The 14,876-nt window shown below is 52.6% G+C and carries 14 protein-coding genes; 6 read left to right on the top strand and 8 right to left on the bottom strand.

What is annotated here, in order from left to right; translation table 11 throughout:
• Positions 1–62: 62 nt before the first annotated feature.
• Both HA51_RS01900 and HA51_RS01890 read right to left on the bottom strand, forming a co-directional pair.
• A complete protein-coding gene (locus HA51_RS01900) occupies positions 63–731 on the bottom strand; it encodes a DUF3313 domain-containing protein (RefSeq protein WP_084931600.1) in 669 nt (222 codons plus the stop codon).
• A 535-nt stretch (positions 732–1,266) separates the two neighbouring features.
• Complete coding sequence (locus tag HA51_RS01890; RefSeq protein WP_084931598.1) at positions 1,267–1,890, bottom strand: TetR/AcrR family transcriptional regulator; 624 nt, start codon at positions 1,888–1,890, stop codon at positions 1,267–1,269.
• Positions 1,891–2,156: 266 nt separating this feature from the next.
• Between HA51_RS01890 and HA51_RS01885 the strand changes: the two genes are divergently transcribed.
• The 3 genes from HA51_RS01885 (at position 2,157) to HA51_RS01875 (ending at position 5,596) form a co-directional block, all read left to right on the top strand.
• Positions 2,157–2,933, top strand: coding sequence for an MBL fold metallo-hydrolase (locus HA51_RS01885; RefSeq protein ID WP_084931597.1), 777 nt, complete (start codon positions 2,157–2,159; stop codon positions 2,931–2,933).
• 91 nt (positions 2,934–3,024) lie between these two features.
• A complete protein-coding gene (locus tag HA51_RS01880; protein WP_084931596.1) occupies positions 3,025–3,981 on the top strand; it encodes a GlxA family transcriptional regulator in 957 nt (318 codons plus the stop codon).
• Between the two features lie 295 nt (positions 3,982–4,276).
• Positions 4,277–5,596, top strand: a complete 1,320-nt coding sequence (locus HA51_RS01875) for an NAD(P)/FAD-dependent oxidoreductase (protein WP_084931595.1) — start codon at positions 4,277–4,279, stop codon at positions 5,594–5,596.
• Between the two features lie 41 nt (positions 5,597–5,637).
• Here the strand turns inward: HA51_RS01875 and HA51_RS27630 are convergent, their stop codons facing one another.
• The 6 genes from HA51_RS27630 to glnT form a co-directional block, all read right to left on the bottom strand.
• Complete coding sequence (locus HA51_RS27630; protein WP_211282885.1) at positions 5,638–6,189, bottom strand: ammonium transporter; 552 nt, start codon at positions 6,187–6,189, stop codon at positions 5,638–5,640.
• Complete coding sequence (locus HA51_RS27625; protein WP_211282884.1) at positions 6,174–6,935, bottom strand: ammonium transporter; 762 nt, start codon at positions 6,933–6,935, stop codon at positions 6,174–6,176. Before HA51_RS27625 ends, HA51_RS27630 begins: the two co-directional genes overlap by 16 nt.
• Positions 6,936–6,996: 61 nt before the next feature.
• A complete protein-coding gene (locus HA51_RS01865; RefSeq protein ID WP_084931594.1) occupies positions 6,997–8,322 on the bottom strand; it encodes an FMN-binding glutamate synthase family protein in 1,326 nt (441 codons plus the stop codon).
• Between the two features lie 14 nt (positions 8,323–8,336).
• Entirely contained in the window at positions 8,337–9,017 is a 681-nt protein-coding gene (locus tag HA51_RS01860; protein WP_084931593.1) for a GltB/FmdC/FwdC-like GXGXG domain-containing protein, read from the bottom strand.
• Positions 9,018–9,019: 2 nt separating this feature from the next.
• Positions 9,020–9,940 (bottom strand): class II glutamine amidotransferase, encoded by a 921-nt coding sequence (locus HA51_RS01855; protein ID WP_084931588.1) that lies wholly within the window; start codon positions 9,938–9,940, stop codon positions 9,020–9,022.
• 28 nt (positions 9,941–9,968) lie between these two features.
• Complete coding sequence (gene glnT, locus HA51_RS01850) at positions 9,969–11,303, bottom strand: type III glutamate--ammonia ligase (RefSeq protein ID WP_084931586.1); 1,335 nt, start codon at positions 11,301–11,303, stop codon at positions 9,969–9,971.
• A gap of 546 nt (positions 11,304–11,849) precedes the next feature.
• Between glnT and purU the strand changes: the two genes are divergently transcribed.
• From purU to HA51_RS01835, 3 genes are read left to right on the top strand one after another with little or no spacing between them, the layout of a single operon-like run.
• Positions 11,850–12,713, top strand: a complete 864-nt coding sequence (purU, locus tag HA51_RS01845) for a formyltetrahydrofolate deformylase (protein ID WP_084931584.1) — start codon at positions 11,850–11,852, stop codon at positions 12,711–12,713.
• A complete protein-coding gene (locus tag HA51_RS01840; protein ID WP_084931582.1) occupies positions 12,713–13,612 on the top strand; it encodes a bifunctional 5,10-methylenetetrahydrofolate dehydrogenase/5,10-methenyltetrahydrofolate cyclohydrolase in 900 nt (299 codons plus the stop codon). Before purU ends, HA51_RS01840 begins: the two co-directional genes overlap by 1 nt.
• A gap of 11 nt (positions 13,613–13,623) precedes the next feature.
• A complete protein-coding gene (locus tag HA51_RS01835) occupies positions 13,624–14,865 on the top strand; it encodes an FAD-dependent oxidoreductase (RefSeq protein ID WP_084931580.1) in 1,242 nt (413 codons plus the stop codon).
• Positions 14,866–14,876: the final 11 nt, after the last annotated feature.

Below are 14,876 nucleotides of genomic sequence, written 5' to 3'. Positions count from 1 at the left end.
ACCGATTCTTACGATCTCATTGCTCAACGGGATTCTCTCAGCATCGAGCAGGCTCTCTCTACTCAGCGCAACGTCTTAACCAGTTGGTCTGCACCTTTGTCGATGCCGGTTTCCGCGGCACTGAGGGATCCAAACGTAGCGCCGACGTTCATGGCATTCGGATACTGTTCCGCAACGTAAGCCAGTAGCAGTTGATGCGTTGCTGCATCCTCCAATTCCACCGCATAGTTGACGTATCCACTCATCAGACCCCGCCCGCCGCGCACAGACTGGACGATATTATAAGGGCCGCCAGCGAGATCAAATTTGGTAAAGGTGCCAATCACCTGAGGTGTGGTGTCGGCTCCGGTCAACGTCAGTTTAAGTCTTAATGTTGGGCCATTGGTGGCAGAGGCATGCGTGACAAATTTCTCGGCAAGCGTTTCCTCAAATTTTTTACCCATATAGTCTGCCAGCTGACGGCGATCGTCTTGTGTCAGCCCGTTAAACTGGCCATCGCTGCCACTGTAGATCGCTACCGGTTCAATGGTGATGTTGCGATATTTGCTCCAGTCTACGGGCGCAGAATAGCGGTAAGGAATGTGATCGCTATCCTCTGCGGAATTGGGCGACATCTGTGCTGAAGACGAGATACCGGCGTATTTAACCGGTGCCGTTGACGAACAACCTGCAACAGCAATGGCTGAAACGATGAGAAGGGGGCGAAACCATAAACGGTGCTTCAAGGACATGGGTTATTCTCCATCAAAATGATCATAAATGAACTGTACGGTATAGTTAAGATCGTATAGTCTATTTCTGTCAAGAAGATGTTTCAGCGAGTTTCTCCACTGGGGTGAGGCAATAACGAATGCGAAATGCGGGATGGCGAACGGTCTTGTTTACCTTCTCCTTGAGAGAAGAGGATTCGAGTGAACGGAGGATCGCGCCATCCTGCTCTTGGAGCCATGTCGATGATTAGCAGGCTGCTGGGGTTGGATGAGGTCATCACTTTCAAAGGACCTATGTGGCAAGGCGTCAGCGCTACGCTATTGCTGTTGATTATCTGTCGGATCGCAATCAATATCAGGGAGGCGGTGCATATCATGGGACTTAGGTTGAGGAGACGCCGAGACTATACCGTCAGGGTCTGGAGAGCACATCCAGCAGACGTTCTGCTGCTGCTATTCATTGAAAGTGTGGTTGTGATTATTGTGGGTGCGCTGACACTCGTCATCCTAGAGAGCGCATCAATTTAGTATCAGCTTTTGTGGCTTGGCATTAGTCTCAAATACGGTGATTACCGGCTCCTTTGAGAAACAGATCAACAGCGCTTTCAACCATGGTGATCACTTCGCTTTGTGTGTATACAGGCAGCTTACGTAGGAGAAAAAGTTCATCAGCTTCCGCTTTTACCAGAGCAGAAAATTGTTTTGCACGCTGTGCAGCGTTGCTCCCGCTCAATTCGCCATTTTCGATATGGTGCGCCATCACCGCCGTCAGCGCGTTCATACTTTCGCGGACGCCAGATTCGTAAAACAGTTCACCAATATCTGAGTGTCCTGCTTCTCCCACCACAATCCGGTAAAGCTGCAAAGCCTTCCAGTCAGACATCATGACGCCAAGCATGCCTTCACCAAAGCGCTGTAGTTTGTCGGTCAAACCGAGAGCAGCATTGTCACTGGATCTCAACTCATCGGCTGCCCGCGTGAGATAGTGGGTGCTGAACGATCTCACTACGGCTTCAAACAGGCTCTCTTTTGAAGGGAAATAGTTGTAAAGCGTGGCTTTTGAACAGCCCGCCTGCTTTGCAACACCATCCATTGAGGCCCGCTCATAACCTTGTTCAAGGAATACGGATGATGCAGAGGTAAGGATCTCGTTTTTTTTCTGTTCAGTCAGCGTGCGCATCGGTCTCTCCTTTATGAGGCATTAGATATTAACAAAACCATATGGTTCATTAAAGGAAGACCCCAGTTTTGTTATCGCCCAATTTTATTTTGAGTTTTTGAACCGTGAAAAGCCAACCGAAACGCCAAAGTGGCAGCCCTTAAGGTAACATCATGGATATGACCTTATTTCATCGAAGAATGACCTAAGGACATCTCACGCCCATCTTGTCAGCTTTCTATACTGTGTGCTCACTATCAGGGTGGGCTCACAAAAGAGAGTAGAAAATGAAACTGACACAAATACGCAACGCAACGTTGAAACTGGAATACGCGGGTACACGTTTCCTTATTGACCCGATGCTGTCGGATAAAGAGTCCTGGCCTGGTTTTACCGGAACGGCACGATCTCATCTGCGTAATCCGATGGTGGAATTACCATTACCGATTGCCGACTTGTTGGATGTTGACGCTATCATTGTGACCCACACTCATCTCGACCACTGGGATGAGGCAGCACAGCAGCAGATCGCTAAAGACAGCATGATTTACACGCAAAATGACAGTGATGCAGACCTGATTCGTTCACAGGGATTTAGCAACGTGAATGTTTTGTCTGATACCAATGTGATAGCGGGGATCAAGGTCGTTAAAACCGATGGTCAACACGGAAGCGACGAAGCCTATGCCATACCTGAAGTTGCTGAACGTTTGGGCGATGCATGTGGGCTGGTATTTTCCCATAGCACAGAAAAAACGCTGTATATTGCTGGCGATACCATCTGGGTCAAGCCCTTTGAAGAAAGCCTGTTCACCCATAAACCTGACGTCATTGTCCTGAACATAGGGTTTGCCAATGTCGATGGGATTGGGGCGATCATCATGGGTAAACAGGATGCCTTGCGTACGATTGAGGCTTTGCCATCCGCTACCCTAGTGGCTTCGCATATGGAAGCGATAAACCATTGCCTGCTTTCCCGCAGCGAGCTACGGAACTTTGCGGCAGAGAACGGCATTGATAAGAACCTGTTAGTACCTGAAGACGGTGAGACGTTAATGTTCTAAAGGTCAGAACCCGTTCATTTTAAAGACACATACTCCACCCGTTAAAGCTGGTGGAATGCGTTTGAAGACTCCATCAGTTCAGGTGATCATTATGCCCATTCTGCACGTGGCTGTTGTCGCCACCCGAAGATTCAGTCCGTTTCACTTCTCGGTTCCGTCCATGGTGTTTGACAAGGCGATGCCGGAACCGGGACTGTTTAGCGTAGCGATTTGTGCTGAACAGCCTGGCCTGGTGGAATCGGATATCGGCATTTCCATCAATGTCGAGCACGGACTTGAATTGCTAGATACGGCAGACATCATTATCGTGCCGTTCTGGGAACATCCCGCAACCAAACCGGCTGCTGGATTGCTTAAAGCGCTTTATGAGGCGTGGCAACGTGGTGCTGAAGTGGTTGGGTTGTGTCTGGGCGCGTACGTACTCGCCTACGCTGGTTTGCTTAATAACCGCCGCGCATCGACGCATTGGGAGTTTGAAAGCGACTTTGCTCGCCGCTTTCCTGAGATCCGGCTCGACAGTAATGCGCTCTATACCAGCGACGAGCGCCTGATTACCTCGGCAGGCACGGCTGCTGGCATTGATTGCTGTCTCAATATTGTGCGTGAACATTATGGAACGGCGTTGGCGAACCGCGTCGCAAGAAGAATGGTCATGCCACCATATCGTGAAGGTGGGCAGGCTCAATACATTGAACGGGCAATTCCAGAGACAACGCGGGACACGCAGATCAATGATCTTATCGACCACTTGCGACGCAATTTGGATAAAAGGCATGACATTGAATCGATTGCCGCGTTGGTGAGTATGAGCAGGCGAACGCTCAGTCGCCATTTTACCAAAGCGACAGGGATGACGGTGGGAGAGTGGCTCAATGCTGAACGCCTGCAAAGCAGCCAGGAACTACTGGAAACTACCGATCACAGCATTGAAACGGTGTCTTCACTGGCGGGGTATCAGTCGCCTATTTCATTTCGCCAGAGTTTCAAGGCACGTTTTAACGTCAGCCCTAGCGAATGGCGCCGCACCTTTCGGGGGCCTAGGCAATAGCTTTTGGCTGACCCAGCCACATTTATTCGCCAGTTGAATCCTTCATCTATCAGCAAACGTCCTTTCTTACTCCGATCATCAGCCCTCACTTCCGTAAATTTTGCGATCTACTACGCATCCTTGCACTACTCGCGTTGACAACATTTCATCATGTTCATTAAATTTTGATACATCAAGTATACATGAAATATACATTGAAAATGCATGTCGGCTTTACGCTTTATACCCATAACAAACCCTACAAGGTGCCTGCTTAAGAGCGGTCATCACTCAAAAGTGTATTGGAGTAACGGAATTGCAAAAGATCACCTCTCTGCCCGCCGATGATTCGATGCCGGGTTGGTTTCATACCAGCGCAGCGCGCACCCCGCGTCCGGCGCATATTGGCCAGAAGAAAGCGCGCTTCGCCATTGTAGGAGCGGGTTTAACCGGCCTGGCGGCAGCGCGTCAGCTGGCGTTGAATTTCCCTCACGATGAAGTGGTGCTGATTGAGGCGCAGGAGGTGGGGTTCGGTTCGGCAGGGCGTAACGCCGGTTTTGCTATCGACGTGCCGCACGATATTGGCGCGAAGGACTACATTGGTGATGTCACCATCGCCAACAAAATTCTCAAGCTCAACACGCTGGGCCAGAACTACCTACGCCAGATCGTGCAAGAGCATCGTATCGAATGCCAGATGACTGAATCCGGCAAATATCAGGCTTCGGTGGGCGAAGAGGGCACGGCGATCCTTGAAGCCTACCGCAGTGGCTTGGCAAAGATTGGTCGTGATTCTGAGATGATTTCGGGTAAAGATTTGCCCGATCACATCGGCACGTCCTACTACAAGCAGGCGCTTTATATTCCGGGCACGGTCTTGTTGCAGCCGTCAGCGCTGGTAAAAGGATTGGCGAACAATCTACCGGCCAACGTCACGCTCTATGAGTACACGCCCATCACCTCGATTGATTACGGTGAAAAAGTGACGCTGGTGCACGACAAAGGCAGCATCACCGCCGATACGCTGATTCTCGCCAATAACGGATTTGCCTCGCACTTTGGTTTCCTGCAGCGCCGTTTGTTGCCGACCTTCCTGTATGGCAGCCTGTCGCGTCAACTCACTGAAGAGGAGCAAACACGTTTGGGTGGTAAAGCGGTGTGGGGGGTGATTCCAGCGCATCCTTTTGGCAGCACCATTCGTCGCACGATTGATAACCGTATTCTGGTGCGCAACAGCTTTAGTTTCCATCCAGATGGACGCCCGCGAGAGAAGTACCTGGCACAGTATCTGGAGAACCATCGCAAATCCTTTGAGCGTCGTTTCCCGATGCTGCCCAAAGTCGATTTCGAATACACCTGGAGCGGCGCGATTTGCTTGTCGGAAAACCACGAAGGCTTCTTCGGTAAACTGGCACCCAACGTCTACGGTGCGCTGTGTTGCAACGGATTGGGGATTACGCGTGGTACGGCGACCGGTAAGTTAATTGCCGACATGATCGCGGGCGAACGCAACGAACTGATTGATTTTCTCACCCAGTCGCCAGGCCCGAACCAAACGCCACCGGAACCTTTCCTGTCGATTGGCGTGAACTCGGTGCTGAAGTGGGGGCAATATCGCGCGGGAATGGAAGTTTAAGCAGCGAGATGACATCCCGGTGTGTCCGGGATGTCGAGCGTTTAAACGTTGCTGTTGCGATAACCCACTTCGCCGTGCGTCGTGAGATCTAAACCATCAAATTCGTCTTCGCGGTCTACCCGTAAGCCATTACATAATACGCCGGTGAGTTTTAACGCCATCCAACTGGTGATGGCGGAAAACAGAATACTAAAGACGATCACGCCCGCGTTGATCAGCAACTGTTCACCCATCACGCGCCCAGCCACAAACCCGCTGCCACCTAAGGCAGTCAGGGCAAAAATGGGCGTCAGTAGGCCACCCACAATACCGCCGATGCCGTGAATGGCGAACACATCGAAAGCATCATCCAAATTCAAGCGATGTTTGATCAGCGTGACGAACGCCATGCAGCAGGGCGCGGTCAAGATGCCAACACAAATGGCGCCCACCGGCCCAACATAGCCGCAGGCGGGTGTAATGCCTACCATCCCGGCTACCGCGCCGCTGACGATACCCAGCAAGCTGGGGCGTTTTTGCAGCCGCCACTCAATGAACATCCACGCCACCGCTCCTCCGAAGGCACCTAACAGCGTGTTCAGCACCACCAGCATGGCGTAGCGTTAATCGCCAGCGCGCAGCCACCGCAGAAACCCAGCCAACCTAACATCAGCATCGCACCGCCGGTCATGGTCATCGTCATGTTGTGCGGGGTGAGTGCCACGCTACCAAAGTTCTGGCGACGACCAATCATCAGCGCGGCCACTAAAGACGCAATTCCGGAATTGATGTGTACTACGTTGCCACCGGCAAAATCTTGCACCGACAAAGCCGCCATCCAACCGCCGCCCCATGCCATATGCGCCAAAGGGATGTAATTGATGGTGGCCCAGATCACCATGAATACTAAAACCGCACTGAATTTGACTCGCTCAGCGAACGAGCCGGTGATCAATGCAGGCGTAATTGCCGCGAACGTCATCATAAAGAAGATGTAGACGTATTCCGGCACCGTGCCGACCAGCGAATCAACCGTGATATTTTTCAGGAAGATTTTTTCGCTGCCGCCTATGACGCTGTTAAACGCTTTGCCATCGGTGAAGGTGAAGCTATAGCCATACAGAGTGAACAGAATCGCGACCAGCGCCGTGACGCTAAACACCTGCATCAACACTGACAACACATTCTTACTCTGCGCCATGCCACCATAGAACAGCGCCAGTCCTGGTAAGGTCATCAGCAGCACCAACAGCGCGGTGACAAACATAAAAGCCGCGTCGCCGCTGTTTAATGTCGGTGCGGCAAACGCCGGAAAGCTGCACAGCACAACAGGCAACGCGAATAGCATCGTTCGGTTCATTACGCACCTCAGCAGTAGCAGACAAAGAAACGCCTCCGCAAAGCAGAGGCGTGGAGGGGAGTTATTTTAGATCTTGGCCGGGAATCCAGTTGGTGCCTGCCAGCGGCACGCGTGCCATGGCCGCCGCTTCCACATTTAATGCCACCAAATCTTCTGGCTCCAGATTGTGCAGATGTGATTTACCACAGGCACGCGCCAGGGTTTGCGCTTCCAGTGTCAGCACGCGCAAATAATTGGCGAGTTTTTTGCCGGCCAGTTCAGGATCGAGACGTTTGCTCAGCTCGGGATCCTGGGTGGTGATCCCTGCTGGATCTTTGCCTTCCTGGAAGTCGTCATAAAAACCAGCGGCTGAGCCCAGCTTTTTATACTCCTCCTCATAACGCGGGTTGTTATCACCCAAGGCAATCAGCGCAGCGGTACCGATCGCCACCGCGTCGGCACCCAAGGCGATAGCTTTGGCGACATCCGCACCATTACGGATACCGCCGGAGATGATTAGCTGCACTTCGCGATGCACGCCCAGCTCCTGCAATGCCTGTACTGCCAGCGGGATCGCTGCCATGGTCGGAATGCCCACATGTTCGATAAACACATCTTGGGTTGCCGCTGTCCCGCCTTGCATGCCGTCAACCACTACCACGTCAGCACCGGCTTGCACCGCCAGTTTCACATCATAGTAAGTACGGGTTGCCCCCACCTTGACGTAAATCGGTACTTGCCAGTCGGTGATCTCACGCAGTTCCGCGATCTTAATCGCCAGATCGTCCGGGCCGGTCCAGTCAGGATGACGGCAGGCACTACGCTGGTCGATGCCCTGCGGCAGGCAGCGCATTTTTGCCACGCGCTCAGAGATTTTCTGCCCCAGTAACATGCCGCCGCCACCGGGTTTTGCGCCCTGGCCCAGCACCACTTCGATGGCATCCGCTTTGCGCAGATCGTCCGGGTTCATGCCATAACGTGATGGCAGATATTGATACACCAGCTTGCTTGATTGCCCGCGTTCTTCCGGCGTCATACCGCCGTCGCCGGTGGTCGTTGAGGTACCCACAGCCGATGCACCGCGACCTAAGGCCTCTTTGGCCTGTGCCGATAAAGCACCAAAACTCATGCCCGCTATCGTCACTGGCGTGCTGATCACCAGCGGCTTTTTGGCATAACGCGTACCGAGCACCACTTCAGTGCTGCATTTTTCGCGGTAACCTTCCAGCGGATAACGTGACATGCTGGCACCGAGGAACAGCAAATCGTCGAAATGCGGCACCTGACGTTTGGCACCCCAGCCGCGGATATCATAGATACCGGTCTCAGCGGCACGCTGGATTTCGGCAATCACCGAACGGGTATATGTGGCGGATTCGCGCAACGCCGGATTGTATTTATCGCTCATGGTGTTCTCCACTCTTAATACGCTGACGCGTTATCCACTTTGAAGTTGTAAAGCTGACGGGCCGAACCGTAGCGCGTAAAGGCGGTTGGTGACTCATCGAAGCCGGCTTGTTGCAGGAGCAAACCGAGTTCTTCGATGTGTTCCGCGCGCATCTCTTTCTGCACACAATCTGCACCTAATGAGGCGACACTGCCTTTCACATAGATGTGTGCTTCATACAGCGAATCGCCGAGTGCTTCACCGGCATTGCCGCACACCACCAGACACCCGGCCTGTGCCATAAAGGCGCTCATCGGGCCGATATCGCCTTTCACCACGATATTGATGCCTTTCATCGATATGCCGCAGCGAGCGGCCGCATTACCTTCAATCACCAACAAACCACCGTTGCCGGTCGCGCCCGCAGATTGCGAGGCATCACCTTTTACGCGTACTGAACCGGACATCATATTTTCCGCTACGCCGACCCCAACGTTACCCTGCACGGTAATCGCCGCTTTCTGGTTCATTCCCGCGCAGTAATAACCGGCATGACCGTCAATGGTGATATCCACTTCATCATTCACGCCGCAGGCGATGTTGTGCGCACCGGCCGGATTAATTACCTGCCAGCTTTTGATCTCTTTAGTCAGGTTGGCATCGTGCAATGCCTGATTCAGTTCGCGCACGCCGTGACTTAAGTCGTAAGTTTTCATATTCACACTGCTCCTGCGGTCTGGGTGCTGTTGCGCTCCCACACGTAAAGTTTTGCCGGTTCCGGCTCCCACACCTTGGCGTCCTTGATGCCCGGCAAATTTGCCAGCGCACGGTATTCGGAGGCCATCGCCACGTAGTCATCAGTTTCTGCGATCACCGCTGGTTTACAGGCGATCGGATCGCGCAGCACCGCAAAGCCATCACGCGTGCCGATGGTGAAGGTAAAGAAGCCATCGAGATCTTTAAGCGCGTTCTCCAGCGCCACTTGCAATGAATCCCCTTGCGCCAGGCGCCACGCGAGATAGCCCGCAGCCACTTCGGAATCGTTCTCTGTTTTAAACTGAATCCCGGTGCGCTTAAGTTTTTCGCGCAGGCGATTGTGGTTAGAGAGAGAACCGTTGTGCACCAGGCAAAGATCCATACCGGTGGAGAACGGATGGCTGCCTTGGATCGTCACGGCACTTTCAGTGGCAAGACGGGTATGGCCAATTGCGTGGCTACCTTTCATCTTGCCGAGATTAAAGTGATCGGCGACTTCTGCCGGCAGACCGACACCTTTAAGGATTTCGATACTGTGTCCGGCGCTCATCACATCAATTTCCGGTGCATGCTGCGCCAACCACGTTAGTGCGCTGGCTTCATCGGTGGGCAGCTTAAACACCGCGACGCTGTTGTTCTGGAACCACTCATCAACCTTGCCAAAGTCGGTCGCCAGGCGGTCGGCCAAGCCGTTCCAGTTAAAGCTGGCATCATCACTGCGCAATGTCAGTTTGATACCTGCATCGTATTCGTCGCCGTACACGGCAAAGCCAGCGCTGTCGCAGCCACGTTCGGTCATCGAGATCAACATTGGGCGGAACAGATCGCCCAACTGCTGCTCCATCGCCGCGTTTTTAAAATAGAGTCCGACAATTCCACACATAGAATTTCCTTTGCTTTGCAGGGTTACATTAAAAGAATTCGAGGTAGCGACGGGTTTCCCACTCGCTGACATGACGGTGATATTCGTGCCACTCCTGGCGCTTAACCTTAATGAACTCGTCAACAATCTCCGCGCCCATGCACTCACGCAAGATCGCGTCCGCTGCGAGTTCATCGAGCGCTTCTTTCAGGTTTTGCGGCAGCAGTTCAATGCCTTCTCGTTGGCAATCCTGTGCAGAAAGGGCATACAAATTGCCGTTCTGCGCTTTGCCGGGTTCAAGTTGACGCGCCACACCGTCCAGTCCAGCAGCGATAATGGCCGCATGCACCAGGTAAGGATTTGCGCCGGTGTCAGGCAGGCGCAGCTCAAGGCGGCCATAAGGGATTCGCACCATGGCGGATCGGTTGTTGTCACCGTAGGTAATAAACACCGGCGCCCAGGTTGCGCCCGTGGCAGAACCGCCACTGGTTAAGCGTTTGTAAGAGTTGACGGTGGGCGCGGCAAAAGCGCACAGGGCTTTGGCGTGATGCAGCATGCCTGCCATAAAGTGATAGGCCATTTTCGACAAGCCCAGCCCTTGTGGATCGCTGGCATCATGGAAGATGTTATTGCCGTCACGATCGGCCATCGACAGATGGAAATGCATACCGTTACCGGGGCGGTCGGCGAAGGGTTTCGGCATAAATGAGCACAACAAACCTTGGTCATGGGCAATTTCTGCCGCTGCCATGCGCACAAAGGTGAAACGATCGGCGGAAGTGAGTGCATCGCTGTAGGTATAATTAATTTCGAACTGGCCATTGGCGTCTTCATGGTCGATTTGGTAGACATCAAAACCGACTTCCTGCAGCGACTCGGTGAGTTTTTCCAGGAACGGGCGCACGCGGGACAAGCCTTTATAGTCGTAGCAGGGTTTTGCCAGCGTATCGCTGCTATCGGCAGGCAGCAGGGTGCCATTTTCGCCGCGCGTGAACAGAGAGAATTCCGGCTCCAGGCCGCTATTGAGCGTCCAGCCTTTTTCAGCCAGCCGCTCAACCTGTTTCATCAATACCACACGGCTGTCATAAGGGTGCGGTTGCTTATTGACGTAACCGTTGCAGGCAATACGGGCATAGCCCGGCTGCCATGGCACCAGTGACAAGGTGCTGAGATCGCCACGTGCGCAGAAATCGGGTCCTTGCGGCTCCATACCCATGCCTGAAATGGCGAAACCGGCAAAGCCCGCGCCTTTTTCCACCACATCCATCAAGCACTTAACCGGCACCGATTTGGTTTTGGCCGCGCCGTGAATATCAACGAACTGTGCGAGCAGATAACGCACGTTGTTGTCCTGCAAAAACTGCCTGGCCTGTTCAGGTGACATAACTACCTCTTAACCGCGATGAAATGGAGCACGCTGCTTGAGTGCGTGGGCCGTGTTGTATTCTCGTGAGGAATATTTTTTCACTGTCAGGAAAATGCAGGAGCCGTGCCAGAATGATTGGGTTGTTGGATGAAAAGTATAATGTTCAATTTTTTCAATTCATTACGTTAATTTAATCTATAAGTTTGAATGGATTGCTTAGGGCGACAGCCTCAATTCGTTAACAGCCGTCATCAGCAATGAATATTTGTCGGGGTAAATCTCCCCAATTTGGGGCTTGGTCATGGCACTTAACTATCGTGATTTAAATGCGGCTCTTCACCGGCAAATAAAATCCAACTAATTATTCAAATATGAAAATCAAGATTCATATATCAATAATTAATGAGCAATGAATGAATTTGAGTGATTTATAAAATGTCGCTAGACAAGCAGTGCGAGATGAATTAATTGTGTTAAATAAGAATCGCAATATGGCTTTTTGGTTGTCATAAAGCTGATATTCATTCACTCATCAATTAATTCATTCACCTGTGTGGAGTGGCTATGTCTGCATCTGTCCGTGATTTCATTATTACTGCAACCTGTCCTGCGACTTCGGGAATTATCGCCGCGGTGACGGGTTTTCTGAGTCAAAGTCAATGTTACATCAGCGAGTTGTCACAATATGACGATGAGCACCTGGGGCATTTCTTTCTGCGTGCGCGCTTTCGTTTTAATGAAAACCTCAGCGCAGATATTGTCACGCTAAAAAAAGATTTCGCCGCGATAGCCGAGCGTTTAAACATGCAGTGGGATATTTTCGATACGTCTGAGCCGATGCGAGTGTTGCTGATGGTGAGTAAGTTTGACCATTGTCTGACTGATCTGCTCTATCGACGTAATAAGGGCGAACTGAATATTAACATCACCGCCATTGTCTCCAATCATTTGGATTTGCGGCCCATGGCAGAGCGAGAAGGTATCCGCTTTATTTACCTGCCGGTGAACAAAGAAAACAAGGCACAGCAAGAAGCCGAGCTGATAAAAATCGTGCAGGAAACGCAAACAGAACTGGTGGTGTTAGCGCGTTATATGCAGATTCTCTCGGATAACCTGTGTAAACAACTGGCGGGCCGGGCCATCAATATTCATCACTCGTTCCTGCCCGGTTTCAAGGGGGCGATGCCTTATCATCAGGCCTATGAGCGTGGCGTAAAACTGATTGGGGCCACGGCGCATTATGTGACTTCTGATTTAGATGAAGGACCGATTATCGATCAAGAAGTGCAACGTGTAAATCACACACATCGTCCCAATGACCTGATCGTGGTAGGACGAAATACTGAAACCATTGCGCTGGCGCGTGCGGTGAAATATCACACTGAACATCGTGTCTTCCTCGACGAAAATAAAACGGTGATTTTCTGATGACAACCACTCTGACCTCGCAACCGATAGCCATCAATATCGATGGCAAAAAAAGTGCGGCCAAATTACTGGAAAACACCGCCCAAGAAGTAAGCCAGTTAAAACAGCAGGGCATAAGGCCTTGTTTAGCGGTGGTGCTGGTGGGGGATGATGCCGCTAGCCAGGTTTATGTGCGTAATAAATTACGTACCGCCGAACAAGTCGGTATCAAATCGATTGAGTTACGTTTTGATGCACAACTAACGGAAGCGCGCCTACTCGCTACCATTGCCGAATTAAATAATGATCCCACGGTACACGGCATATTAGTGCAGCTGCCGTTGCCACCGCAGATTAATGAAGCCGCGATTGTACGGGCCATTTCACCAGTGAAAGATGTGGATGGTTTTCATCCGCAAAATGCCGGCGGCTTGGTTCAAGGCCAACGGGTGATCACACCGTGTACGCCGCTGGGGTGCCTGCTGCTGTTGCAGGAGTACGGCGGCGATCTGAGCGGTAAACACGCAGTGGTGATTGGTCGCTCCAACATTGTGGGTAAACCGATGGCCAGTTTGCTGCTGCATGCACACTGTTCGGTCACCACGCTGCATTCGCGCAGCCGGGATGCCGCGCAACTGGCGCGTCAGGCAGACATCCTGATTGCGGCTGTAGGCCAGCCACAGATGATTGATGCCAGCTGGGTAAAACCCGGCGCGCTGGTGATTGATGTCGGCATTAACCGCATAACCCGTGCAGACGGCAGCAGCCGACTGGTGGGGGATGTGGATTACGACAGCGTGAGCCTGGTGGCAAAAGCGATCACCCCTGTACCCGGCGGTGTCGGCCCAATGACTATCGCTTGTCTGATGCAAAACACCGTGCTGGCGGCTGAGTTGCAACTTCAGCAAGCGGCGGGTTAAGGAGAGCGAAGATGCCATTAGCGTTATTGAAATACGGGCTGTCGTCAGAATATCCGGCAGAAGTGGATATCCCCGCACCGCGTGAACTGAAAAAACATTATGACGTGGTGATCATCGGCGGGGGCGGCCATGGCTTAGCCATTGCCTATTATCTGGCGAAATACCACGGTATCACCAATGTGGCCGTGCTGGAAAAAGGCTATCTGGCAGGGGGTAATACGGCGCGAAATACCGCAGTGATCCGCTCTAACTATCTCACCTCTGAAGGCGTGCGTTTTTACAGCGAGTCGGTGAAGCTGTTCCAGAATCTGTCGAACGAATTTGACTTCAACATCATGTATTCCGAACGCGGACAGCTGACGCTGGCGCACACCGACAGCACGGTACGCGCCTTCAGACAGCGTGCTGAGGTCAATAAGCACTTTGGTGGTCGCACCGAGATGATTGATCGTCAGCAGATCAAAGAGCTGGTACCCACCCTTAACCTCGATCCCGGCAATCTGCCGGTGCTGGCTGGGCTCTGGCATATTGATGGCGCCACCGCGCGCCACGATGCGGTGGCCTGGGGCTATGCCAAAGAGGCAGCAAAGCGCGGTGTGGAAATTCATCAAATGACCGAGGTGGAAGATTTGGTGATCACCGAGGGACGCATTACAGCGGTGAAAACCAACCGCGGCACCGTGGGCTGCGGCTGTGCGGTGCAGGCCGTGGCGGGGCACAGCTCGCTACTGGCACAAAAAGCCGGTTTTCGCTTACCGGTGGTGTCGTATCCCTTGCAGGCCATGGTGACGCAGCCGGTGAAACCGTTTCTTGATCCGCTGGTCAGTTCGTCGGCCTTGCACTGTTACGTGCAGCAAACCAGCCGTGGCGAAGTGGTGTTCGGTGGGGGTTCTGATCCTTATCCGCTCTACAACACCCGGTCAACGTTGGATTTGAAAGAAAGTCTGATCGCTCACGGTATTGAGATGTTCCCGTTCCTGGCGAAAGCGCGCTTGATGCGTCAGTGGGCGGGGATCACCGACATGACACCCGATTACAGCCCAATCATGGGCGAAAGCCCGGTCAAGAATTACTACCTCGATGCTGGATGGGGCACGTGGGGCTTCAAAGCCACGCCAATTTGCGGCAAAACCATGGCGGAGTTAGTCGCCAGCGGCGGTAAAACGCCGGAACTGATCGCCCCGTTTAAGCTGGAGCGTTTTGCACGCTTCCAGCAGGTTAATGAAATGGGCGCTACGGCGGCCAGCCACTAAAGGAAAGCCAG

This window comes from Pantoea rwandensis, from assembly GCF_002095475.1.
GTDB classification, from domain to species: Bacteria; Pseudomonadota; Gammaproteobacteria; order Enterobacterales; family Enterobacteriaceae; genus Pantoea; species Pantoea rwandensis.
Note: the sequence above shows the minus strand (reverse complement) of the source record. Positions and strands in the feature narration are given on the sequence as shown.

What these genes read in the sequence shown, in the direction of transcription:
- HA51_RS01860 (WP_084931593.1), bottom strand. Translation starts at nt 9,017, where the DNA reads ATGAAAACTTACGACTTAAGTCACGGCGTGCGCGAACTGAATCAGGCA.
- HA51_RS01835 (WP_084931580.1), top strand. Translation starts at nt 13,624, where the DNA reads ATGCCATTAGCGTTATTGAAATACGGGCTGTCGTCAGAATATCCGGCA.
- HA51_RS01855 (WP_084931588.1), bottom strand. Translation starts at nt 9,940, where the DNA reads ATGTGTGGAATTGTCGGACTCTATTTTAAAAACGCGGCGATGGAGCAG.
- HA51_RS27625 (WP_211282884.1), bottom strand. Translation starts at nt 6,935, where the DNA reads ATGAACCGAACGATGCTATTCGCGTTGCCTGTTGTGCTGTGCAGCTTT.
- HA51_RS27630 (WP_211282885.1), bottom strand. Translation starts at nt 6,189, where the DNA reads ATGCTGGTGGTGCTGAACACGCTGTTAGGTGCCTTCGGAGGAGCGGTG.
- HA51_RS01885 (WP_084931597.1), top strand. Translation starts at nt 2,157, where the DNA reads ATGAAACTGACACAAATACGCAACGCAACGTTGAAACTGGAATACGCG.
- HA51_RS01865 (WP_084931594.1), bottom strand. Translation starts at nt 8,322, where the DNA reads ATGAGCGATAAATACAATCCGGCGTTGCGCGAATCCGCCACATATACC.
- HA51_RS01840 (WP_084931582.1), top strand. Translation starts at nt 12,713, where the DNA reads ATGACAACCACTCTGACCTCGCAACCGATAGCCATCAATATCGATGGC.
- purU (WP_084931584.1), top strand. Translation starts at nt 11,850, where the DNA reads ATGTCTGCATCTGTCCGTGATTTCATTATTACTGCAACCTGTCCTGCG.
- glnT (WP_084931586.1), bottom strand. Translation starts at nt 11,303, where the DNA reads ATGTCACCTGAACAGGCCAGGCAGTTTTTGCAGGACAACAACGTGCGT.
- HA51_RS01880 (WP_084931596.1), top strand. Translation starts at nt 3,025, where the DNA reads ATGCCCATTCTGCACGTGGCTGTTGTCGCCACCCGAAGATTCAGTCCG.
- HA51_RS01890 (WP_084931598.1), bottom strand. Translation starts at nt 1,890, where the DNA reads ATGCGCACGCTGACTGAACAGAAAAAAAACGAGATCCTTACCTCTGCA.
- HA51_RS01900 (WP_084931600.1), bottom strand. Translation starts at nt 731, where the DNA reads ATGTCCTTGAAGCACCGTTTATGGTTTCGCCCCCTTCTCATCGTTTCA.